General features: G+C 66.3%; 23 protein-coding genes. 1 reads left to right on the top strand and 22 read right to left on the bottom strand.

Going from position 1 to position 22,586, the window contains the following annotated elements:
* Positions 1 to 49: 49 nt before the first annotated feature.
* The 9 genes from KBC94_RS11475 to KBC94_RS11515 all read right to left on the bottom strand — a co-directional run bounded on the left by KBC94_RS11475 (position 50) and on the right by KBC94_RS11515 (position 7,505).
* Complete coding sequence (locus KBC94_RS11475) at positions 50 to 2,032, bottom strand: relaxase/mobilization nuclease and DUF3363 domain-containing protein (RefSeq protein WP_294370378.1); 1,983 nt, start codon at positions 2,030 to 2,032, stop codon at positions 50 to 52.
* Positions 2,033 to 2,480: 448 nt separating this feature from the next.
* Positions 2,481 to 3,068, bottom strand: a complete 588-nt coding sequence (locus KBC94_RS11480) for a S26 family signal peptidase (RefSeq protein ID WP_012202386.1) — start codon at positions 3,066 to 3,068, stop codon at positions 2,481 to 2,483.
* Positions 3,065 to 3,622, bottom strand: a complete 558-nt coding sequence (locus KBC94_RS11485) for a DUF2840 domain-containing protein (RefSeq protein WP_012202387.1) — start codon at positions 3,620 to 3,622, stop codon at positions 3,065 to 3,067. Before KBC94_RS11485 ends, KBC94_RS11480 begins: the two co-directional genes overlap by 4 nt.
* Complete coding sequence (locus KBC94_RS11490; RefSeq protein WP_012202388.1) at positions 3,619 to 3,894, bottom strand: hypothetical protein; 276 nt, start codon at positions 3,892 to 3,894, stop codon at positions 3,619 to 3,621. Before KBC94_RS11490 ends, KBC94_RS11485 begins: the two co-directional genes overlap by 4 nt.
* Positions 3,891 to 4,529, bottom strand: a complete 639-nt coding sequence (gene parA, locus KBC94_RS11495; protein WP_012202389.1) for a ParA family partition ATPase — start codon at positions 4,527 to 4,529, stop codon at positions 3,891 to 3,893. Before parA ends, KBC94_RS11490 begins: the two co-directional genes overlap by 4 nt.
* Positions 4,530 to 4,782: 253 nt before the next feature.
* On the bottom strand, positions 4,783 to 5,640 hold the full coding sequence (locus KBC94_RS11500; RefSeq protein WP_012202390.1) for a replication initiator protein A: 858 nt from the start codon (positions 5,638 to 5,640) through the stop codon (positions 4,783 to 4,785).
* 26 nt (positions 5,641 to 5,666) lie between these two features.
* A complete protein-coding gene (locus KBC94_RS11505; protein WP_016451569.1) occupies positions 5,667 to 5,957 on the bottom strand; it encodes a helix-turn-helix domain-containing protein in 291 nt (96 codons plus the stop codon).
* An 83-nt stretch (positions 5,958 to 6,040) separates the two neighbouring features.
* A complete protein-coding gene (locus KBC94_RS11510) occupies positions 6,041 to 6,814 on the bottom strand; it encodes a DUF2285 domain-containing protein (protein ID WP_016451570.1) in 774 nt (257 codons plus the stop codon).
* Positions 6,815 to 7,157: 343 nt separating this feature from the next.
* Positions 7,158 to 7,505: a DUF2958 domain-containing protein gene (locus KBC94_RS11515; protein WP_012202392.1), complete on the bottom strand. Its 348-nt coding sequence runs from the start codon at positions 7,503 to 7,505 to the stop codon at positions 7,158 to 7,160.
* Between the two features lie 216 nt (positions 7,506 to 7,721).
* On the opposite strand from KBC94_RS11515, the gene KBC94_RS11520 reads away from it, so the two are divergent.
* Positions 7,722 to 8,015 (top strand): helix-turn-helix transcriptional regulator, encoded by a 294-nt coding sequence (locus KBC94_RS11520; protein WP_012202393.1) that lies wholly within the window; start codon positions 7,722 to 7,724, stop codon positions 8,013 to 8,015.
* A 364-nt stretch (positions 8,016 to 8,379) separates the two neighbouring features.
* Here KBC94_RS11520 and KBC94_RS11525 read toward each other — a convergent pair whose 3' ends face one another.
* The 13 genes from KBC94_RS11525 to KBC94_RS11585 form a co-directional block, all read right to left on the bottom strand.
* Positions 8,380 to 8,694 (bottom strand): DUF736 domain-containing protein, encoded by a 315-nt coding sequence (locus KBC94_RS11525; protein ID WP_016451571.1) that lies wholly within the window; start codon positions 8,692 to 8,694, stop codon positions 8,380 to 8,382.
* A gap of 790 nt (positions 8,695 to 9,484) precedes the next feature.
* Positions 9,485 to 9,877, bottom strand: coding sequence for a YkvA family protein (locus KBC94_RS11530; RefSeq protein WP_012202395.1), 393 nt, complete (start codon positions 9,875 to 9,877; stop codon positions 9,485 to 9,487).
* Entirely contained in the window at positions 9,874 to 10,827 is a 954-nt protein-coding gene (gene dmeF / locus KBC94_RS11535; RefSeq protein ID WP_012202396.1) for a CDF family Co(II)/Ni(II) efflux transporter DmeF, read from the bottom strand. The genes KBC94_RS11530 and dmeF overlap by 4 nt, the downstream gene beginning before the upstream one ends.
* A 46-nt stretch (positions 10,828 to 10,873) precedes the next feature.
* A complete protein-coding gene (locus tag KBC94_RS11540) occupies positions 10,874 to 11,146 on the bottom strand; it encodes a metal/formaldehyde-sensitive transcriptional repressor (protein ID WP_012202397.1) in 273 nt (90 codons plus the stop codon).
* Positions 11,147 to 11,406: 260 nt separating this feature from the next.
* Complete coding sequence (locus KBC94_RS11545; protein ID WP_016451572.1) at positions 11,407 to 11,616, bottom strand: hypothetical protein; 210 nt, start codon at positions 11,614 to 11,616, stop codon at positions 11,407 to 11,409.
* 63 nt (positions 11,617 to 11,679) lie between these two features.
* Positions 11,680 to 13,743 (bottom strand): ParB/RepB/Spo0J family partition protein, encoded by a 2,064-nt coding sequence (locus tag KBC94_RS11550; protein ID WP_016451573.1) that lies wholly within the window; start codon positions 13,741 to 13,743, stop codon positions 11,680 to 11,682.
* Between the two features lie 64 nt (positions 13,744 to 13,807).
* A complete protein-coding gene (locus KBC94_RS11555) occupies positions 13,808 to 14,632 on the bottom strand; it encodes a DUF932 domain-containing protein (protein ID WP_012202400.1) in 825 nt (274 codons plus the stop codon).
* 710 nt (positions 14,633 to 15,342) lie between these two features.
* Entirely contained in the window at positions 15,343 to 15,621 is a 279-nt protein-coding gene (locus KBC94_RS11560; RefSeq protein ID WP_012202401.1) for a hypothetical protein, read from the bottom strand.
* Positions 15,622 to 15,686: 65 nt separating this feature from the next.
* A complete protein-coding gene (locus tag KBC94_RS11565) occupies positions 15,687 to 16,037 on the bottom strand; it encodes a DUF2958 domain-containing protein (protein WP_012202402.1) in 351 nt (116 codons plus the stop codon).
* A 465-nt stretch (positions 16,038 to 16,502) separates the two neighbouring features.
* Positions 16,503 to 16,940: a copper-binding protein gene (locus tag KBC94_RS11570; RefSeq protein ID WP_016451574.1), complete on the bottom strand. Its 438-nt coding sequence runs from the start codon at positions 16,938 to 16,940 to the stop codon at positions 16,503 to 16,505.
* A gap of 108 nt (positions 16,941 to 17,048) precedes the next feature.
* Positions 17,049 to 17,354 carry a hypothetical protein gene (locus tag KBC94_RS11575; RefSeq protein WP_016451575.1) on the bottom strand — a complete coding sequence of 102 codons (306 nt, stop codon included), beginning with the start codon at positions 17,352 to 17,354 and terminating at the stop codon, positions 17,049 to 17,051.
* A 417-nt stretch (positions 17,355 to 17,771) separates the two neighbouring features.
* Positions 17,772 to 20,942 carry an efflux RND transporter permease subunit gene (locus tag KBC94_RS11580; protein ID WP_016451576.1) on the bottom strand — a complete coding sequence of 1,057 codons (3,171 nt, stop codon included), beginning with the start codon at positions 20,940 to 20,942 and terminating at the stop codon, positions 17,772 to 17,774.
* Positions 20,939 to 22,576 carry an efflux RND transporter periplasmic adaptor subunit gene (locus KBC94_RS11585; RefSeq protein ID WP_016451577.1) on the bottom strand — a complete coding sequence of 546 codons (1,638 nt, stop codon included), beginning with the start codon at positions 22,574 to 22,576 and terminating at the stop codon, positions 20,939 to 20,941. Before KBC94_RS11585 ends, KBC94_RS11580 begins: the two co-directional genes overlap by 4 nt.
* Positions 22,577 to 22,586 lie beyond the last annotated feature (10 nt).

Below are 22,586 nucleotides of genomic sequence, written 5' to 3' on the forward strand. Positions count from 1 at the left end.
GCAGATCGTGGATGGGCGCAGTTTCGACTCGTCGGAAGCAGGTTGCTCGTCAGATGATGGACATGCCTTTCTGCCGTCCAATCTCCCATGACACGCCACCGCCGCGTACAGTGGCAGCAAGTTGCTGACCTAGCCGTTGCTCGATCACTGGTTTCCACGGCACTAGGCTGAATCCCATGCCGTCATCGAGCATCGCGTAGCGCCCGCTGGCGAGCATGACGCTGCGCCGGTAGATGCCGGCCACGCGCTGCCCATCGGCCACCGGGCGATGCTCCAGGCCGGTTTCGCCGGCAATGTCCTTCGCGGCCTGTGCCAGTTCCCGGTTGCGCAGCGTGCCCAGCAGGTTGCGCGCCAGGATCACGCGCTGCCCGCGCCGCTCGGCCAGTCCCTGTTCGGCCAGGAAGTCGGCGCGCTGCTGCATCGCCTGCTTGGCCTCGCCGCCAAAGCCCAGGTCGCCCAGACCCGAGCCGCCGCCGATCAACTGCTGGTCGAGCCAGGTGGCCCCGATCACTCGGGCCTGCCGCTCGATGGGCAGGTGCGATTTCAGCTCCACGGCCACGCCGCCCAGGCGCTGCGCGTCGTAGCGGCGGCCCTGCTCGGGCAGATCGTCCGGCACCTTCCATAGACCTTCGGCCACGCGCTCCACAATGCCGGCGCGGCGCAAGGCTTCCAGCCGACGGACATGGGCTGCGACGACTTCCTGTGGATCGCGGCCGGGCATGGCCTGACCCTGCGCGATGGCGAGGTGGTGGTCGGTGCGGTACAGGCCATCGCTCGCCAGCGCGGCGATGTTCTTGTCGGCCGCGCGCACATCGGCCGATCCCTTCACCTCCACCACCGCGTCGGCCGGATAGTTCGCCAGTTCGTCGCGGGTGTTGAGCGCGACGTAGTGGGCCTTGCCGTCCACGCCGTCGATGACCAGATAGCCCCGGTCGCGCAGCTCGTCGGCCAGCCCCTTCGCGGCCACGCGGCCGAGGATGGTTCGGCCATCGTCGCCCGCCTCGAACACCGCCAGCTCGCGCGGCTCGCCGCGCATGGCCCGCTGCATGGTGCGGATGATGTCGCCACGCTCGCCCAGGGCGCGCAGCGTCTTTTCGGCATCGGCGTGGACGGCCCAGGTGCCCGGCTGCATCTCGTCGGCCAGGCCCAGGCGCTGCAAGCGTTGCAGGCGGCCGATCAGCAGCAGGCGCTGGCGTTGCAGCCGCGGTTCGTTGAACCGTTCGACATGCACCAAGCCATCGTCGCCCAGTTCGCGTTTGAGCGTGCGATCCAGGCTCGTCCATCGCTCCTGATCCACTTCACGCTGCAAGGTCTGCTGGATCTCCAGCTCGGTGCGTGGCCCCAGCCATTCGGTCGCCAGCTCGGACGCGCGATGCCGGAAGCCATCGGCGATGTAGTCGCCCGCGATGATGAGGTCTTTGCCGGTGTCGTCGCGTCCGCGCACGATCAAGTGGGTGTGCGGGTTGTCGGTGTTCCAGTGATCGACCGCCACCCATTCCAGCCGTGTGCCCAGGTCGGCTTCCATGCGGCCCATGAGATGCCGCGTGTAGGTGCGCAGGTCGTCCAGTTCCGCGCCATCCTCCGGCGAGAGGATGAAGCGGAAATGGTGCCGGTCGTCGGCGCAGCGTTCCTTGAAGGCGTCGAGGCCGGCAGCATCGGTCTGCGGCCCATAGGCTTGGCCTGGCTCGCCGTCGCGGCCGGCGCCGTCGCGCTCGATGTAGCGCAGGTGCTTGGCGAGCGACTGCGGACTGGCCCGCTGCTGATTGACCAGCAGCGTCTTGATGGTCACGCGCCGCGACATGGGCGTGAGCTTCGCGCCCGCGAAGCGCGCCGCCGTGTGGCCGCGTCCCAGCCGCGAGCCGGGCCGCTGGCCGATGCCGGCGCCCTTGCCACTGCCGCCAGGACGGCGCACCGCCGACTTGCCGCTGCTGGCCTTTCCTGCCTGTTTGAGCACCTTGGAAACGAAGCCCTGGCCCCGGTTCTTCGGGGCGCTGGGGCGGATGCGGAAATCGTCATCGCGGCGGTTGGTCATGGCTGGGCTCCCTGCAAGCTCTGGCGTGTCCGGGCGTGCGAAGCACGTGGACATGACTGCATCGGCGCGGGCTTCGCGCCCCAAGCGGCACGGCGGCAAAGCCGCTCCGTGCCGCGCCACCCCCACGTGCAGACAGGCTTTCGACGCGGCCCGGTGCCGCGTCCTTTTGTCTTGCCTTCCGCATTTGCCTCCCGCATCCGCTCCCGGCAATCGCGGCCCGGTGGCGCTGCTGCACCAGCAGCCAGCGCGCCGGCGAACGCGGATACGGCCGCAGGCCGGGCGCGTTCGAGGCAAGACGCCTGCACGTTGGACGGCTGCGCCGGAGACAGCGCGAAGTGCGGTGCGAATGCACCCGCACTGCACGCGCGACGACACGGCGACGACCAGCAGGACGACACGCCCGATGGCACGATGAGATGCATGGCAACGTGCAGCGAATCGACGGCCATCATGGGCGGGATTCCAGCCAGATCGGATGCGCGACGCCGATCACGGCGGATGCGCTGACCGGCCCGAAATACCGGCTGTCGAACGACGCCGGGTTGGTCACGCTCAAGAGGAACAGTTCGCCAGGCCGAAGCTGGCGGCACTGCCGCCAGGAAGGCAGCGGACGGCCCAGCCGGTCGGCGGGCAGCACGGCGGCCACCGGCACGCCGTCGATCCAGACCAGCGCATCAAACACGCACACCGTTTGCGGCGCGACGGCGCCCACGCGCTTGAGCAGCGGCACGCGCGCCGGCAGGTAGCGGCGCTGCGCGGCCAGCGCGGCGGTGTCTGCCGGCAACGTGGTCAAGACGATGCTGCCAACGGACAAAGGCTGGTGCAGCGAGTCGGTACGCTGGTGGAGCGGTTCCACGCGATACCAGCCGACCGCCACGCTGTCGGACGGGTTGTAGATGATGCGCGGCAGCGGATGCACGAAGGACGCCCAGGCCAGCGCAGCGAGGCCGCAGGCAGACAGGCACGCGAGCACGATGCGAGCGCGCAGGCGTGAGCGAGGACGCGGCGCGGTGCCGACAGTCGAAACGGCGGTCATGGCAGCGCCCTCCCGATGAGCCATCCGGCGTGCCGCTCGGCGGTGTATTCGGGCAGCGGCAGGCGCGCAGCGAGCCGGTTGGCGAGCGTGCGCCAGTACGCGGGTGAAGCGGCGGATGGCGCGATCCCCAGCGCCTCGATGGCGTCGATGCGCTCCAGCACGGCGCGCACCTGGTTCTCGCCCTCGGTGTGCAGCAGCAGGCGTGCGCCCGGCTGCACACCGGGGATGCGCTGCGCCGCGTCCAGCGGCGTGCAAGCCTGCATCACCATGAGCTGCCAGCGAACAGTGCCGTAGTCGGTGGACTGCCAGCGAATGCGGCAGAACATGGCATTCGGCATGAATACGGCGAGACTGCGCCAGCGGTCGAGCCGCAGCGTGCGCGCCGGTTCGCCGAAGCGCAGGTAGAGCTTGAAACGGTGCTCCAGGAAGGCCAGCGAAACGCGCGTTAGCGGCGTTGATGTTGGCCCCGTCGCGTGTGCTAGGAGTGGCGGCGACGGTGCAGCCGTGGCCGCGAAGGCAACAGGCGCGGGGGCAGACGAAGCGGATGCGGTCATGGTGTGTTCTCCCTGCGTTGTTCTGGAAACTCGCGCTCCAGCAGGCCGCGCAGCAGTTCGGCCACCGTCACGCCTTGCGTGAACGCCGACACCTTGATGCGCGCCCGCATTGCGGGCGTGATGTCGAGCGTCAGGCGTGCGGTGTAGAGGTCGCCCTTGCCCAGCGCATCGGCGTCGCCCTGGCGAATCCACGCCTCGGCGTGCGGATTCGCGGGCGGACGCGCGCCGATGCCGACGCGCTTTGTCGTGCGCTTGCTGGCGGGGCTGCTCATGTCGGCCACCGCAGCAGTTCGTCCACCAGTGCGGTGATTTCGCGCGCGGCGACGCTGTCCGGCGCCGTCTCGCGTGCCAGCCGGCCAGCAGCCACGCTGTCGGCGAACACGATGCGTTGATGCACTTCCGCGCGCAGCGCAGGAAGCGGCTGCTCGGCCAGCGCGCCGCGTGCTTCGCGTCCGATCACCGTGGTGCTCACGCGCCGGTTGATGACGAAGGCCGCGCGCAGCGCAGGCCGAAACACCTGCGCCTCGCGGATCAGCGCCACCATCTCGGCGCTGGCCCACAGGTCGTAGGGGCTGGGCTGCACCGGGATCAGCACGCGCTCGGCCGCCAGCAGCGAGGAGCGCGCCAAGGCGGCGATGCGCGGCGGCCCGTCGATGACGACGTGATCGGCCCGCCTGGCGAGTTCTGGCGCTTCCTGGTGCAGCGTTTCGCGTGCGAGGCCCACGGCGCTGAACAGCCTTGGCAAACCTTGCTGGCTGCGGCGCTGCGTCCAGTCCAGCGCGGAGCCTTGCGGGTCGGCGTCCAGCAACACGACGTGTTGGCCGCGCATCGCCAGCTCGCCAGCGATGTGGGTAGCCAGCGTGGTTTTGCCGACGCCGCCTTTCTGGTTGAGCAGCGCGACGATCATGGCCTGGCCCTCCCTGTTGGAAAGCCCGGTTGTTGCCGCTGTGCTTCGCGCCGCGTGGCGGTTTTCCACCGAGGTGCGGCGCTTCTACTACCAGTTAGATGTTTTAAGTTAGGGAAGTTAGGGGAGGCCGAAACCCGCGCCGTTATTGGCTTTGCGGCCGATCCGTACTCCTGATAGCACGAGAGTCGTACTCCCGATAGCACGATACCTCGTACTCCTGATAGCACGAGCCCGTCCACAAGCTGCGCACCGTTTATCCCCGTGCCGCGAACGGCACGGGCCGGAAGGTCAGCAGCTCGGCGCTGTTGTCCGGCATCCGCTCGATGCCTAGGACGTAGCCGGGCAGCGACTGCCGCGCGACCAGTGCGCGCAGGTCGTAGGCGAAGTCTGAGAAGCGCGTGGCACTGCCCGATTTCCGATACAGGTGTCGGAAATCGAATTGCCAACCACCCGGCTGTCGCCCGCCGTGTTTGCGCACCAGCCGGTACAGCCATCGCTCGATGCCGCCCGTGAGCCGGAAATACGCTGGGTCGATGGTCAGCACCAGCGCGGCATCCATGACGCCCGCGTAAAACCAGTCCGGCAGGATCAGCTCCAGCCCTAAGGGCGTGCCCTTGGTATCGGCCAGTTCCTTCCATTCGTTGATCCACGAGAAGCGGTGCAGCCGTCTTCCCGTGGTCTCCCGAATGGACGTGGCCACCGTCGTGGATTGCAGGCGATCCAAGGCCGCCTTGAGGCGCTGGTAGTCGCGCAGCGACGTACCGCGCCCAATGAATCGCTGGATCTCGTAGGGCGTGGCCTGCATGAGCCGCGATGGACGCAAGCCCGCGTCGCGCGCCTCCACAATCTGCGAAGCCGCCCAAATGAGCACATCTGCATCCCAAATCGTGGCGATGCCATGCTCCTGCGTTCCCTCCACGCGGATCGTGATGCCGCTGGCGCGGAAGTCGATCGGCGCCACGCGCCGCGACTTCGCCAGCGAGAAGAACGGAAAGGCCATCAAATCCTGGCTGTCGCGCGGCGCCATGTCGCCCGGCAGGGCACGGAACAGGTCGAGCTGTTCGCGCTCTGGCACGAGCCGCTGCCGGGACGGCAGCGCAGGGCTGGACATGGCGAAAGCCACCCGCGCGCCAGCGGTCAGCGCGCACGGCTGTCCGCCGAATGCTGCTCGGCGTACTCGGGATCGGATGTGCTCTCGAAGCTGCGCTCGGAAGCCCAGGCATCGAGATCGGCCACGGCGTACATGACGCGGCGGCCGAATTTGCGGAACTTGGGGCCGCCGCCCAGCACGCGCTGCTTTTCCAGCGTGCGCGGTGACAGTCGCAGGTAGTCGGCGGCTTCGTCGTTGGTGAGATAACGCTGCGGTTGCGCGACAGCGGCCGAGGTGGTTGCGGGAGCGGCGGCAGGCCGCAAGGGAGCAGGACGCATGGTGAGAACCTCCATCGGTTGCAGGGCTCCGGCCACACAGCGCAACCGGATGGAGGCAGTCTCAGAAAATGAAGCTCTCTTGCTCAGGGTCGTTTTGCGTGGCCTTCAAAACGACCCTTCTCAAGCGGCGCAAGCTGTGCTAGGCGGCGATAGCCGCCGCGCATCAGCGCATCGCCGCGCCGCGTCAGGCGGCGCACCTTGGAGCGCAGGCCGCCGTCGCTGTACCAACCGGCTGCGGCATCCACGCCGAACAAGCCTTCGGCCACATCGCGCAAGGACGCACCCGCCAGGGTTGCGTCGAGCGCCTGCAAGGTGTGCAGTTCCAGCAAGGCCGAATGCGATGGCCGGGGCCGAGCATTGGCCAGCGCCGCACCGGGCGCATGGCCGCGTGCAGGTGCGGCAGCACCGCCGTGATGGGCATAGGCGACAGCCATGCCGTCCTCCAGGCCGGGTGCCAGCGCGAAGCGCAGGCAATGGCCAGGGCTGCGCGCGATCAGCACCAGCCGCTTGCCATCGTGGATCAATTGCTTGTGACCAGGGATGCGCCAGAACGCGAAGGCGGTGGCATTCTGCGGTGGGTCGGCATCGGGGTAGAGCTGCACCACGCCGGCATGGCCGGGGAGCCAGGCCGGATGCGCGTCGCGCGCATCCAAGGCTGGGTCTTCCAGCAGGCGTAAGCCCCAGCGATGCGCCGCGTGCTGTGCCGCCTGCGGCCGGCGATGACGGTGCAGCCAGTCGAGCCGGTAGTCGGGATGGCGCCGCAGGTACTCCCAGGCCAGTGCGAGTGCATCGAGCCGCAGAACGTAGAGGTAGGCGGCGGTGGGATACCAGTGCGGGAAATGGTGAGGGCTGACCATGACGAAAGCTCCTGTCGAACAGCAGGAACGTCGCCACGGGCCGATCAAAACGAAGCTATCGCATCCAGATCAAAACCATCATCTGCATCAATTCAAGCATGTAACATGCGGTGTCAAGACTGATTGGCTCCGGTGTATTGCGAATCCCGTCCGAATGCGACGACCGCCCGACCCGACAACGTCATGCGGCACAAAACACCGTGCCCGTACCCGCATAAAAGATCGTGACTGATTGGGTCACACCAGCACGGGTTGAATGCAAGAGTGCGGATTCAGACCGGACAGGTCTGGAATAAGACTGAAATAGTCCCAATACGCCCCGCTTGGCCGCAGTGCGAACGGTTCAATCGAGGATGGAACCATTCTCCTGGGCCAGCCGCAGATATTCCGACAGCGGGCGTGCCGCCTGAAAATACCGATCCCGCATCACGGGCTGCTTGCGTGGCCCGACGATGGATTCCAGATCGGACAGCTTCACGGTGCCCAGCTCGGGCATTCCCAGCCCCAGGTCGATCAGGCCAAAGGCCGTATCGCCATCGGCCGGATCGAGCGCGGCCAGCAGCCAAGTGAGATGCGCGTCCGGCGTGAACAACCGCACCACGGGCAACGGGTCGATGGAGCCGCCAGCGGCGCGATTCTGGCCGTGGGCCAGCAACTGCCTGCGCTCGTCCTCGGTGATGAGTCGGTTCATGGGCAGCCCTTTCTTGGAACAAATCCACCGAAGCGTGAAAGCGTAAAGCCGTATCGGCGGATTTGAGGAAATGCACGGATTCGGTTTTGTGCTTCCGTGAAAAACCGCAAATGCGTATTTCTGTAAAGACGTAGAAGCACGAAAAAGGATTGATTCGGAATGAATGAGTTAAAGATAACGTGGTTTTAATTGTGCTGCGAATTGACGCTTCTGTCTATGCAGAAGCGAACCGTCCAGCGCGGCCGACCGGCCGGCTCCACCACCCATGACGCCGAGCTGGCCCACGCCTTCGGCGCGGCGGTGCGTGCTCTGCGGATGGAGCGCGGCATCGCGCAGGAATCGCTGGCACACCAGGCCGGCATCGAGCGTTCCCACATGGGGAAGATCGAGCGCGGCGAGCACATGCCCACGCTGGCGATCATTTTCAAGATCGCTGGCGCGCTCGAATGCAGCACGGCAGTGCTAATGAGCGAGGCTGAAAGCCAGCTCGCAGCGGCGGCCCCGCCGTAGGCGCTGGCCCGGCCGATCCGGCGCAAGCCGGTTCGGCGGTGTTCAAGGGGCGCCAAGTGCAGCGCGGCGGGGATGGGCCTTGCGCCGATCCCCTGGAGCAAGCGACGCGCGCAGCGCCGCAGGCGCGAAGGCGTGAGGGATTGGCGCCGAATGGCCGTGACGACAAAGACGGCACGGGGCGCAGCCAGCTAAGCCCGGCGGTGCAAGGCACCGACACGCCCGGCCGTTCTTGCAGCCGCAGACTCGCCCCATGCCTCAACAGAAGCGGCCCAACATGGGCCACGCTCCTGCAATGACCAGGCTTCCATGCAGCTCTGCGAAAGCGGCACGGCGCCCCGCCGCGTGGGCGGGGCGCTGGCGGCCATCAGGCCGCCTGGGGCTTGCTGCGCGACCAGATCAGCGTGTGCGTGCCGTCCTCTTCCTCGATCAGCCGGGCATAGACCGTTGCTGGGAACGAAGGATCGTCGAGGGTCACGGACACGTAGGGCCGTTCGGCCTTGCTGACTTTCTTCCACGCCGCGCCGATGTCGAAGCCCGCCGCCTGCACGCGGAAGTCGGGGGCGTGTTCGTTGTCCCCCTTGTCGTTGGGAACCAGCTTGGCCTTGACGTTGAGGGTCAGGGTGCGCAGCGTGCCGGTGAAGCCGTCTTTGTCCGCGGTGAAGGTGCCGATGGTTGCCATGATGAATCTCCTTACGATTGAACAAGGTTCGCGCCCATCGCGTCCTTGTTGTGATCCGACCGGCGGGAGACGGGCTGGCTGCACCGCTTGCGGTCGCAACGCAGTGGAGAACCGGGAGGCGAAAAGAATTTGTCCCGCGAGGAATGCGCGCAGCGCAGGGGGAAATTGTTTTCGCCGGACGGTTGCAGCCATAAAGCCCGAGGCGCAGCCGTGCCACCGCCAGGATTCACAACAAGACAAGGACGCCTTGGGCCGAACCGCTTCGAAAGGAGACAGGGCTGACTCGGCATCCCCGCACGAACGCTGCACTGGCTCGCTCCCAGACGCGGGCCAGGTCAACACCCCAATGACGGGCGAGAACGCCCCGGTCACACCTTGCGGCGCCAGTCTTGAGGCGTGGCATGGAAGCTCCATAGCGATGCCGGGCGGGATGCCCGTGAACCGTCCTTCGTAACGTGATGGGCAGGAACCGTCAGCGTCGGGGACGGCACGCATCCGTACAACCTGCCGCAGCAAGCTCCAGCGTATTCGCCAGTTCCCCGCCCATCGCGGCGGGGGCGCCGGCTTGGCCGATCCGGCGTTGCCGGTTCGGCGGTATTCGACGGGCGTCAAGCACCGCGCGGCAGGGATGAGCCTTGCGCCGATCCTCAGGAGGCAAGCGCAGGCGCGAAGGCGTGAGGGATTGAAGCCGAATGGCCGTAATTCGGCACGAAGCACGGGACGCAGCTCGAAAGCCCGGCGGCGCTTCGCGCCGACACGCCCATGCCATTCAATATGCCCTCAGGAAAAACTAAAGATGCGGCATGAGCCAGAACCACAATGCCACCCCCATCACCAGCCACAGCGCCACGATCATCACTGCCCCGAACCGGCTCCGCGGCTTGGCGCCTTCCGCCAGCATCCATTCATCGGCCTGAATACGGCATTGCGCCAGCACATCGGATGGCAGCAGCTTCACAGTCAACCAGATCAGCACGGGCAACAAGATCACATCGTCCACATAACCCAGCACCGGAATGAAGTCTGGAATCAGGTCAATGGGACTGAGCGCATAGGCCACCACGAACAGCCCCAGCGCCTTGGCATACCAAGGCGTGCCGGGATGCTTGCCGGCAAACCACAGCGTCACGCCATCACGCTTGATCCGCCTGGCCCAAGCCTTCAAGGTGACGCCGATGCTCATGCGGCCCCGCGCTGCACTTCGATCGTGACATGCGACAGTTCGTGAATATGCGCGAGCAGTGCCTTGTAGTGCGCGGGCTCCTGGGGCTCCCGAGCCACCAGTGAGACGATGGCCGCGAAATGCCCTGGCCCCACCTGCCAGACATGCAGATCTGTAACCTCGCTTCCCGTCGGCTCCACGGCCTCCCGAATCTCCTGCCGCACTTCCTCGCCCTCGACTGCCGCATCGAGCAACACGCTGCCGGAGTCCCGGATCAGCCCCCATGACCAGCGGGCAATCACCAGCGCGCCCACCACACCCATGACCGGATCAGCCCACAGCCAGCCGTAGCTGCGGCCGAGCAGCAGCGCGACGATGGCGAATACGGATGTCAGCGCATCGGCCAACACATGGATGTACGCGGCGCGCAGATTGTTGTCGCGGCTCTTGCCTGGCACATGATGGTCGTGATCGTGGTGGTGATGTCCATGATTGTGACCGTGATGCGCATGGTCGTCCTTCAGCAGCCAAGCGCAGACCAGGTTGACGCCCAGGCCCACGACAGCCACGGCGATCGCCTGGTTAAAGTCGATATGGATGGGTTGGGTGAGCCGTACCAGACTTTCCCAAGCGATCAGCAGGGCAATCAAGGCCAGGACGATCGCGCTGGCGAAGCCGGCCAGATCGCCGAGCTTGCCCGTGCCGAAGGTAAAGCGCGGATTGCCCACATGCTGGCGCGCAAAGCGGTAGGCCAGCGCGGTAATCAGCATCGCGCCCGCATGGGTGGACATATGCCATCCATCGGCCACCAGCGCCATGGAGCCGTAGATCGAACCGGCCACGATTTCCACCAGCATCATGCTGGCCGTGAGAGCGATCACCAGCCACACCTTGCGCTCATTGCGCTGGTGGTCGCTGCCGAGAAAGAAATGGTCGTGGCCTGAGGCCGAGGGGGTATAGGTCATTGTCATCGGGGAGTCCCTGTCATCTGGAAAAGGTCGCCGGCGGGCGGCGGGTTTATTTCATGTAGGCTCGGATGACCTCGACCATTTCCTCGCCGCCCTGGCGGCGCTCCTTGTCCGTTTCAACTTCCAGGACGTGCTCGCGCAAATGGTCTTCCATCACCTCGGCGGTCAGGCCATTGACCGCGCCGCGCACTGACGCGATCTGGCGTAGCACTTCCACGCACGCCGCGTCTGATTCCAAAGCGCGCTCGATGCCTTCCAACTGCCCTTTGATGCGGCGAACACGGGCGACCAGCTTGTCTTTCTGGCGAGAGGTATGGGACATGACAGCCGACAATTAATATAGTCTAGGGGGCTATATTATAACAACAGCAAAGACGGCATGAGGCGCAGCCGGAAAACCCGACAGCGCGTTGCCGGGCGTGACGCCCGGCAATTTCAACGCCGCCGCCTGAGTGCCAGCGAAGGCGGCGGCGTTCTGATGGAGCTGTTGGGCCTTCAACACCGGGCGCGGCCACCGCCGCGCCCGGATTGGGCTTTTACCGCGCCCAGGACGGAACGGCCTGGGCGCGGTGCTGATCGCGGTTATTCCTTCGTTTTGATGAGCCACCACACGGCGCGCGGCAAGGCGCGTCCCGTGATGGGGTGAATGTCGGCGAGGTCGGCGCGCGTCGTCCAGCCCGAGGGCGGGAGGTAGCCGCACACGTCGCCATCGCCGCGCCAGCGGCGGGCGCGCACCGTGCCGGGCGCGTAGATCGCCTCCATGCGCGGGCGGCTGGTCGTGGTGCGGGTCATGGGGCGGTTCTCCTTCCAGCGAAGCGCCCCGGTCAAGGCCGGGGCGATTGCCATTGGCGCGGGTCAAGCAGCCAGCGCCTCGGCGGGTTCATCCGCCATTACCTCGGCATCCTCCGGGGCGTCCTGTTCCGGGCCTTCCTCCTGCGCAGCTCCCTGCGAGCCTATGGCCTTGAAGATGGCGGGCATCCAGCCCGTACCATCGGCCAGTCGTTCGGCTTCGCTGGCAATGTCGGCTTTCTTCAGCTTTGCCAACCGGGTGACGTGCTCGGGCGCGTACTCGCCCACGGCTCGCAGAATCACGGCCTTTGGAACATGCCGGAAATACCCCTCGGCAGTCGGCTGCCACCACGCGGCCATGTCCAGCCCCACGGCCTGCGCTAGTTCCGCGCCCGGCTGCTGCACCGTGGCACGCGGCGTCACCACGTCCACCGTCGAAGCCACGCACACGGCCAGCAGCTTGACCAGTTCGCCTTGCTCCATCGCCAGCAGCGCAGCGAACAGTTCGGCGCTGTCCTCGGGCAGCTTCTCGCCCCATGCCTGCTGCGCCTCGTGCAGAGCCACAGCAGCAGGCGATTCCGGCCAGTCCGGGGCCATGCCTTCCAGCCTGTCCTGCACCGTGAGGCGAACCCCCAGCGGCAGATCGTGGCCGTAGTGACTGCCCTGCAAGATGGTTTGCACCATGCCATGCACCAGCGCCGCCAGCGCCACCTGCGGATGCCGGGCGACTTCGGTTTGCAGCGCGGCGGTGCGGTGGGCGCTCAAGCGTTGGGCCAGCCGGTCGGACATGGCTGCGGCCTTGGGTGCTTCGTCGGCATCTTCGCCGTCGTCGTCGCCTTCGATTTCCGCGCCGCTAAAACCTTGGCGCAGCTTCTCCAGCGTGCGCAGCGCCTTGGCCTCGGCTTCGCGCAGCAACCCGCGATGAATGACGGCTTCGCCGTTGCGGTCGATGGTGACGATGGCACCGGCTGCGGCCTTCACGCTCGCGGCATAGTCCAGCAAGCCATCCTCCAATGCCTGCAACTGCTCGCCCAGGCGCTCGCCTTCTTCCTGCAAGGCTTCGGCCTTGTCCTCGTCGTCGGCGTCCATCGCGGCATCAATGGCTTCGGCCACTTCCTGCATCTTGGCCTGCAACTTCTCGATGCGCTGTGCGTCGCGCTTGCCCGGTGCGCGGCGCTCCCTCGGCGCACGCTGAAAGGCGTGCAGGTCGGCATGGGTCACGCCCGGCGTGGCATCCACCCATGCCCAGCCCTCGGTGCGGATTGTGTCGGCAATGCTCGCCAGCTTCTGGCGCACCAGCGTTTCCAGCAGAGCGGCATCGTTGAGGTACACGCCCGCATCGCCTTCCGCGAACAGGTCGCGGCGGATGCCTCCGCCTGCCTGCTCGTAGGTGTCCAACCCGACAAAGCGCACCAGCGGATGCGATGCCCCAATCTCGCGCTCGGTCAGCCGCTCGCGCAAGTTGGACGGGTTGCGCTGCCACTGTGGCGCATCATAGAACGCGGCCTCCTGCGCGGCGTGGTCGTCGGTGATGGACAGCGCCATCAACTGATCCAGCGTCACGGCATCGGCGCGATAGTCGGCCATCAGGCGGGGCGAGACATTCGCCAGCTTCAAGCGGCGCTGCACCACCAGCGGCGTGACGGAGAAATCCGCCGCAATGTCCTCGATGGGCCGGCCCTCGGCCACCAATGCCGCAAACGCTTCAAACTGATCTGCGGGGTGCATGGCTTCGCGCTGCACGTTTTCGGTGAGGCTGGCCGTGCGGGCCGTGCCATCGGCCACCTGCAGGCAAGGCACCTCCCAATCCTTGGCGATGCGGTGTTTCTTCGCCAGCAGCTTGAGGGCTGCAAGGCGTCGGCCACCGGCCACCACCTCGTAATGCTCGCCATCAGCGGCGGGAATCACGATCAGGTTTTGCAGCAGGCCAACGCGCTGGATGCTCGCGGCCAGTTCGGGGATGGACATGCGCGGGGTCTTGCGCACATTGCGGCCCGTGGGGCGCAGCACCAGCCGCGACAGCGGAACCAGAATCATGTGCTTGCTCGGGTCGGCGGCTTGCAGCACGTTCGCTGCGCTGCTGGCTGCGGTGTGGACGGCGCGGGCTTCGGTAGTGGTAACGGCGTTCATGGTGAATCTCCAATAAGTGAAACAAGGAAATGGAGGGGAACCGCCCCTCCGGCGGGGGAACGGTTCAAGCCTTAAGCTGGCGCATACCATCGGCCAGCAGCCACAGGGCACGGTTCAGCCGAATGTCGGAATCAATGCCCTGCACGGGGCGGGTCTGCTGCCTGCGTCCGTTGGTGCTGCGCCCGGACAGGCCGCCTTTGGTGAGGTTTTCTTGAGTGCGGTTGAACACGCTCCACAAGTCCGGGCGGCGGTCGTCGAAGCGGCGCGGCATCAGAATTTGCGATTCGGTGACAGGCGCTGGCTTGTCCGGGTCGTCGTACTTCAACGCCAGCGCAGCACGGGCGAACACCTCCGATTCGCCATCGTCCAAGGTGATGCCGCGCATCAGGTCGCGCGATTCCTTCACCCGCTCGAAGCCGCTCAACACCTCATAAGCGCCTTCGATGACGTGCCCGGCCACGTTGCCTTTGTGGGGTACGCGCACATCGGCCACGGTGTCACCGCACACCAGCCCATTGCTGCACACGAAGCGGAACATTCCGGCCAGCATCTGGTAGCTGCTCGTGCCGTCATGGGAGTTCAGCAGCACGATTTCGTTAGCTTCCGCGCCGTTGATCTGGCTGGCATGGCGCAGGCGCAGCATGTGTTTCGTGTGCTCGCGCTTGCCTTCATCGCGCACGCGGGTCTGCGTCACCATGAAGGGTTGAAACCCCTCTTTGCGCAGTTCGGTCAGCACGGCGGCGGTGGGGATATAGGCGTACCGCTCGGAACGGCTCTCATGCGGTGCATCCGCGAAGATGGACGGGGCCACCCTGCGAATCTGGTCATCGGACAGCGGGTAGCCGCTGCGCAGCGCCGGGGAGTGGGAAGCGAAACGGGTTGCAAGCATGTCGTTCTCCTGAACAAAAAGGCTGTTGAAGAAAACCGCACACCGGATTCCTAGATTCGGAGCCCAGCCTTTCGGCTGTTCGGTGCGGTCGGCACGAGGAACCCGGTTGGCCCTGTTGCCACCGTCCTTCCTGAGTTCATCGCCCGCGACGGTCAGGAGCGCGCGGACGGGGGCCGTCAAGGAGACAAGCGCAGGGTTGGTGCGGCCCGCAGGCGCAGCCGAGGACACGGCCCTGCGCGCCTTGACGGCACACAGCCGCGGGCTACAGTCGCGGTGAAGGTGATGAAGTCAGGGAAGACGGCTGGACATGGCAACGGCCGTCCCTACACACCGACCGCACGGCAAGCGAAGCGCGCAGGCCCGAAGCTGGAAGCCGGGCCGGAGGCGTCAGCCGAGCGGAGCGAGGGAACGATGGAAGCCCGAAGGGGCGAGACGCCGCAGGCGGCTCGATGCGCCACGCGCACGACAGCGCGACCGGCTATCTCCCAGGTGGCCGGGGACGCCCAGCCTTCAAAGTGGAATGAACAACTGGATCAGGATGAGCAAACGCGAGGCATCGTCGATCTGCGGCTGATGTTGTCTGGCCGATCCGGCGCAGCCGGTTCGGCGGTCTTTGAGGGGTGCCAAGCATCGCGCGGCGGGGATAGCCCGCAGGGCTTTCCCCTGGAGGCAAGCGAAGCGCGCAGCGCCCCGTCAGGGGCGCGTAGGCATCATGCCGAGTCGTCAGGACGCAGGCTGGATTCCGCAACCGGCATCCACGGCGATGACGAGTCCAGCAGGTATCGCGCACCGCGCGCGTACAGACCCGACAGCCCGGTGGGCTGGTAGAACCCGGTGACGCGGCGCCGGAACTGTGCGCCGTACTCGTTGGTGTAGATCACCGCGTCGCCGATCTTGAAGCGCAAGGGCTGGCCGTTCTCCGGCGCGAACGGCTTGAGCGCATCGTGCTGCGCCGTGATTTCGATGATGTAGTCGTGATGGCTGCTCATGGCATTGATCTCCTTCGATGGTCGAGAAAGCACAAGGAGCGCCTTGCGGCGCTCCCAAGGCCAGGTCAGACAGCGATCCGCCCGGCCAAGCGCGCATCGCGCGCATAGGCGCTCAACCGCTTCTCGGCGCGGAAAGACAGGTCACGCTCGATCGGCAACCCCAGCCGCCCGCGCACCGCTGCCAGCTCGCCCAGGCTGACCCAGCCGATTTCCGGCATCCCCAGGCCCAGGTCGCAAAGACCAAAGACGTGGTCGTGGTCGTCGGGATCAATCTCGGTCAGCAGCCAGGTCGCGCCCGCATCGGGCGTGAACAGCTTGACTACGGGCGCCGGATCGAAGTCCGGGTTCTCCAAGGATGCGCGGCCGTTGGCCAGCAGCAGCGCACGCTGCTCGTCGGTGATGAATGCGTAGTTCATGCTGAACTCCTGAAAGGATGCCGGGCGGAATTGCCCAGCCCCTGCGGGTCACGGCGCAGCGCAAGCCGTCAAGGGGCACGACGGCCGCAGGCCGCAAGCGCCCATGGCGCGCCGCCCTTTACGGCGCGAACGCCGTGGCACCATGGGGAGACAGCAAGCCGCCACACCCCACCATCCAGCTACACCCGGTCTTGGCAAGCGCAGCGCGCAGGCCCTGGTCAGCAAGTTGGGCCGGAGGTGTCAGCGATGAGAGCCCGCATGGGGCGAAACCCGCAGGGGTTCAATGCGCAGCACGACAGCGTGGCCGGCCATGCTCCAGTGGCCGGGATCGCCCTGCATCTGCGGTGAAACAGAAAAACGCCTTGGGTGACGATGCTGATCACCTTGATCAATTTGCAGGAAGGATGCGACTACGAAACGCGTGCGCGTTCACCGTAGTCGCAGGCTCACATCGTCTGCGGCGCGTTATTTGACCGAGGTCACGACGTAGCCGTCACCCTCTTTCTTGAACCCGACGTGGACTTTCGCGCCCACGGCGAGTTTGTCGTACAGGGCCTTGTCCTTGACGCCAAACGCCATGGTCATCGCGGGCCACCCCAGGCTCTTGACGGGGCCATGCGCAAGGGTGACCTTGCCCTGGACCGCGTCAAATTCCTTCACCACGGCATCGGCCTCATGGGCCGCGGACTTGGCGGTGCCTTTGGCGTCCATGCCTTTCATCATGTCCTGGCACTTCTTGGCATCCATGTCCTTCATGTCCATGCCCTTCATCCCCTTCATGTCCATGCACTCCTGCATGCCCTTACCCTCCATCTTCATGCTGCCCATGTCGCCGGATTGGGCGAAGGTGGCAGCAGAAAACGCCAAGGCGGCGATCAGCGTTGCGGTTGAGACGAGTTTCATGATGGATTTCCTTTTCTGAGCTTTAAAAATGGGGCCGGCCTTCTGGCAGGCCCCGGATGGAACGCGGCCACTGGGAATGGCCAGCGTTGGAGAGTCATGGGCTGGTGCTCACGACCCGGGGTTCGTGCATGCCTTGACCTGGGCCTCGTAACGCGCCTTGCGCATCCGGTTTTCTCCAGGCGTCGTTTGGGCACGCGGGCCGTGATCCAGCGGCAGCACCAGCGGGTCGGTCGGGCAGTTCACCCGCTGACCTGTGGTGCCGTCGACTCGGGTGGTACTGGCCGTTTGCGATGCTGCTGCCGCCTGTTTGGCTGCGCGTGCCTTCTCGATGGCCTGGAAGTCGGGGCCGGCCAGTGCAGGCAGAGAAGCGCCCAGCGCCAGGGCGGCGATGAGGGGGAGCAGTGATTTTTTCATGATGGTTTTCCAAGGTTGGTTGATCCAAAAAGTCCGAGAGGAGCCTCATCGGATCAATCCAGCCACCGGCAGAACGCTAGGCGTACAGGCCATCGCAGTCGACCGCCTCCCGCATCAAAGAACCAGGTCGGCGCCGGCGCCACCGTCGCAAGCGCGAGCCAGGCCACCGGAGCCTGCTCTCGCGCTTCGCCTTCGCCGGTGAATGCGTGAGCCGCTGGTGCCGGTGCGATGGCACAAGCCGGGCATACCTGGCAATCGTCGGCGCTGCTGGGCAACGGGCGCGAGGCCACCATTGCCGTCATCACCGGGCCGGCGTGCTGAATCTCCTGGGCGGAAACGGCAGCGCGTGTCGCTGTGCCCAGCAGCAGCGACAGGCAAAGCACCGCCGCACCCCATGCGCGGCCGCCACCGGAGCGTTCAAGTGGCCGCATGACGACGCCTCCAGAACATCCGCCGCGATGCCTTGCGCTCGCGCGGCCGCCGCATCAACAGGTAGGCCGCGGGAATGACGAACATCGACAGCAACGGGGCCGTGACCATCCCTCCCACCATCGGCGCGGCGATGCGCTGCATCACCTCGGAGCCGGTGCCCGTGCCCCACATGATCGGCAGCAGGCCGGCCAGGATGACGGCCACCGTCATCGCTTTGGGCCGCACGCGCAGCACGGCGCCCTCGCGAATGGCATTCAGCAGATCGGCCTCGCTGGTCGTGCCGCGGCCGACTCGCTCCTGCCAGGCGTTCTTGAGGTACAGCAGCATGATCACGCCGAATTCGGCGGACACGCCAGCCAGTGCGATGAAGCCCACCGCACCCGCGATCGACAGGTTGTAGCCCAGCAGGTACAGCAGCCAGATGCCGCCCACCAGCGCGAATGGGAGCGCAGCCATGATCAGAAGCGCTTCACCGAACGCGCCGAAGGTCAGGTACAGCAACACGAAGATGATGAGCAGCGTGAAGGGCACCACTACCTTGAGCTTGGCGGTGGCCCGCTCCAGGAACTCGAACTGTCCCGACCAGGAGATTGAGTAGCCCGGCGGCAGCTTTACCTGCTTGGCCACGGCCTGCTGCATGTCCTGCACCGCGGAGCGCAGGTCGCGGTCCCGGATGTCGACGTACACCCAGCCCGACAGGCGCGCGTTCTCGCTGCGCAGCATCGGCGGCCCGTCGGCAATGCGGATGTCGGCCACGTCGGACAGCACCAGGCGCTGGCCGCGCTCGGTCACGACGGGCAGGGAGCGCAGTTTTTCCAGCGAATCGCGCATCTCGCGCGGGTAGCGCAGGTTGATCGGGAAGCGCTGCAGGCCTTCCACCGTCTCGCCGATGTTCTCGCCGCCCACGGCGGACGAGACCACCGACTGCACGTCGGCGATGTTCAGGCCGTAGCGGGCCGCATCGTCGCGCCGGATGTTCACATCCACATAGCGCCCACCCGTGAGCCGCTCGGCCAAAGCGCTGCTGACGCCGGGCACGTCCTTGAGCGTGCGTTCGATCTCTGCGGTGATGCGATCGATGGTTGCTAGGTCGGTGCCCGCGACCTTAACCCCCACAGGGCTCTTGATGCCCGTGGCCAGCATGTCAATGCGGTTGCGGATCGGCGGCACCCAGATGTTGGACAGGCCCGGCACCTTGACGATGCGGTCAAGTTCCTCGACCAGCTTGTCGGTCGTCATGCCGGCGCGCCACTGGTCGCGCGGCTTGAACTGGATCGTCGTCTCGAACATCTCCAGCGGAGCGGGGTCGGTGGCGCTCTCCGCGCGGCCGGCCTTGCCGTAGACGCTCGCGACCTCCGGCACCGTCTTGATCAGGCGGTCGGTCTGCTGCAGCAGCTCTCCCGCCTTTCCTGCCGACAGTCCCGGCAGCGCCGAAGGCATGTACAGCAGGTCACCTTCGTCCAGCCGCGGCATGAACTCGCCGCCGATGTGCTGCAGCGGCCACAGGCTGGTGGCCAGCACCACGACCGCCACCACGAGCGTGAGCTTTGGGGCGCGCAGCACCCTGTCGAGCAGCGGCCGGTAGACCGCGATCAACAGGCGATTGAGTGGATTGTTTTTCTCATCGGGGATGCGGCCACGGATCAGGTAGCCCATGAGCACCGGAATCAAGGTCACCGACAGGCCGGCCGCAGCCGCCATGGCGTAGGTCTTGGTGAACGCCAGCGGCGAGAACAGGCGTCCCTCCTGCGCTTCCAGCGTGAACACAGGCACGAAGGACAGCGTGATGATCAGCAGCGAGAAAAACAACGCCGGCCCCACCTCCGCCGCCGAGTCACCGATGACCCGCCACCGGGCCGGCCCTTCGAGCACCTCGCCGGGGTGCTCATGGCTCCAGTGCTCCAGATGCTTGTGGGCGTTCTCGATCATCACCACCGCCGCGTCGACCATCGCACCGATGGCGATCGCGATACCCCCCAGCGACATGATGTTGGCGTTGACGCCCTGGTAGTGCATCACGATGAACGCCGCCAGGATGCCCAGGGGCAGAGAGATGATCGCGACCAGCGCCGAGCGCAGGTGGAACAGGAAGATGAAGCAGACCACCGCGACGACGATGAACTCCTCGATCAGCTTGTGCGTGAGGTTGTCGACCGCGCGTTCGATCAGCCCGGAGCGGTCGTACACCGGCACGATCTCCACGCCCCGCGGCAAGCTGGACGCCAGGCCCTTGAGCTTGTCCTTGACCGCGGCAATGGTCTGCAGCGCGTTCTTGCCTGAGCGCATGACGATCACGCCGCCGACGGCTTCGCCCTCGCCATTGAGTTCGCCGATACCGCGGCGCATCTCCGGACCGATCTGCACCCGGGCCACGTCGCCCAGGCGCACTGATACGCCGGCGGCTGTCGTCATCAGCGGCACCTTCCTAAAATCCTCAAGACTCCCCAGGTAGCCCGAGGCGCGCACCATGTATTCGGCCTCGCCGAGTTCGAGCACCGAGCCGCCGGTCTCCTGGTTCGCGCGCTGGATCGCCTCCACGACCTTGGTGTGCGGGATGCCGTAGGCCGCGAGCTTGTCCGGATCAAGCACGATCTGGTACTGGCGCACCATGCCGCCTACCGAGGCAACCTCGGCCACGTCGGGCACGGTCTTGAGCTCGTACTTGAGGAACCAGTCCTGCAGGGCGCGCAGTTGCGAGATGTCCATCTTGCCGCTGCGGTCGACCAGTGCGTACTCGTAGATCCAGCCCACGCCGGAAGCGTCCGGACCGAGCGAGGCCTTAGCCTGGGCCGGCAACCTCGACTGCACCTGGTTGAGGTATTCGAGGACGCGGGAGCGCGCCCAATATTGGTCGGTCCCGTCCTCGAACAGCACGTAGACGAAGGAGTCGCCAAAGAACGAGTAGCCGCGCACCGCCTTTGCGCCCGGCACCGAGAGCATCGTCGTCGTCAACGGGTACGTGACCTGGTTCTCGACGATGCGCGGCGCCTGGCCCGGATAGGTGGTGCGGATGATGACCTGCACGTCCGACAGGTCGGGCAGCGCGTCCAGCGGCGTTCGCTGTACCGCATAGATGCCCCAGGCGCTGAGTGCCAAGGTGGCCAGCAGCACGAGGAAGCGGTTGGCGATGGACCAGCGGATCAGCTTGGCGATCATGGCTTGCCTCCGGCCGCCATCGGCGTGACGTGCGTGAGCTGCGGCAGGTCGTCCGCGCCCATGAAGAACTCGAAGCGCACGCGATCACCGACCTGCACGTTGCGCGCCGCGCCGTCGGGCGGCAGTTTGAAGTCCATCGTCATCGGGCCCCACTTCATTGTGGGAATGGCGCCGTGCGACAGGGTCAACGCGTCCTTGCCGACGCTGACGACCTTGGCCTCACCGACATGCCGTGGCGCGCTGGCGGCCACCGGGGCCGAAGGCGAAGCTGGGGCAACCACGGCCGGCTCGCTGTTCAAGCGGGCCTCGACACCCTTGAGGCTGGCCTCCGAGTCGATCAGGAACTGCGAGGACACGACGACGCGCTGCCCCGCCGACAGGCCGCGCTTGATCTCGGTCTGGCCACTGTTCTCCAGGCCCGCCTCGACATCGACCGGACGGAAGCGCCCGTTGTCTTCGGCCACGATCACCACCGTGCGTTTGCCGGTCTGGATCACCGCCTCGGTGGGCACGAGCAGCGTCTTGTCGGGCCGCATGTCCACGAAGTTCATCGTGACGAACATCCCCGGTACCAGCCGGCTGCCAGGATTGGCGAGCTCCAGGCGAGCCTTCAGTGTGCGCGTGCTCGGATTCACCTCGGGCAGGATCGCCTGCACCTTGCCATCGAAGCTGCTGCCGGGCGCGGCCGGGCTACGGGCCTGCACCTTGGCGCCCGGGCGCAGCAGCGCGGCCTGGCTCTCGGGCACCTCGGCGTTGGCCCACACGGTGGACAAGCCGTTGATGCGGAACAGCGTCGCGCCCGGCATCACCGTCATGCCTTCACGCGCCAGCAATTCGACCACCACGCCGCCGATGGGCGCGCTCAGCGTGATGCGTGGCTGGGTCTTGCCGCTGCGCTCGACCAGCGCGATCTGGGCATCGTCCATGCCGACCTGGCGCATGCGCTGGCGCGCACCGTCGACCAGCCCACCCAGGTCCGTGCCTTTCATGCGCCGTACTGACAGGAACTCTTCCTGCGCAGCAACCCAGTCCGGGACATAGAGGCTGACCAGCGGTTGCCCCTTGGCGACCGGGTCCAGCGTGGCACGCACGTACAGGTGCTCGACGTACCCGGTGGCACGCGCTTGCACGATCGCCTGGTCACGCTCGTTGAAGGCGATGCTGCCCACCGCCGACACCTGCGGCGACAGCGTGCCTTCGGTCACTTCGGCGGTGCGAACGCCGAGGTTCTGCTGGATGCGCGAGCTGACAGTGACGTTTCCCTTATCTGCATCCCCGTCGGCATAGACCGGCGACATCATCATGTCCATGAAGGGTGACTTGCCCGGCTTGTCGAACTTGTTCGCCGGTACCATGGGATCGTTGTAGTACAGGATCTTCTTGCCATTGGCGGGATCGACGTCGCCGGCCTTGAGGCCGGCCGCGATATGCCGCCGCGTGGCGTCCTCGCCCGACTCATTGGCAGGCGCAGCAACAGCGGGAGTCGCCGCTTGCGGCGATGCCATGCCACTGGGATTCGAAGGCGTGGCCGGCATGTCGGCTCCGTGGCGCATGCCGAGGGTGTAGAGGCCGTAGCCGGCGGCGCCCAGCACGCCGGCGGCGACGAGGGCCATCACGAGGTTTTTGGTTTTCATGGGAGGTCTC

This window comes from Pseudacidovorax sp. (assembly GCF_017991995.1).
Classification (GTDB): Bacteria; Pseudomonadota; Gammaproteobacteria; order Burkholderiales; family Burkholderiaceae_C; genus Xenophilus.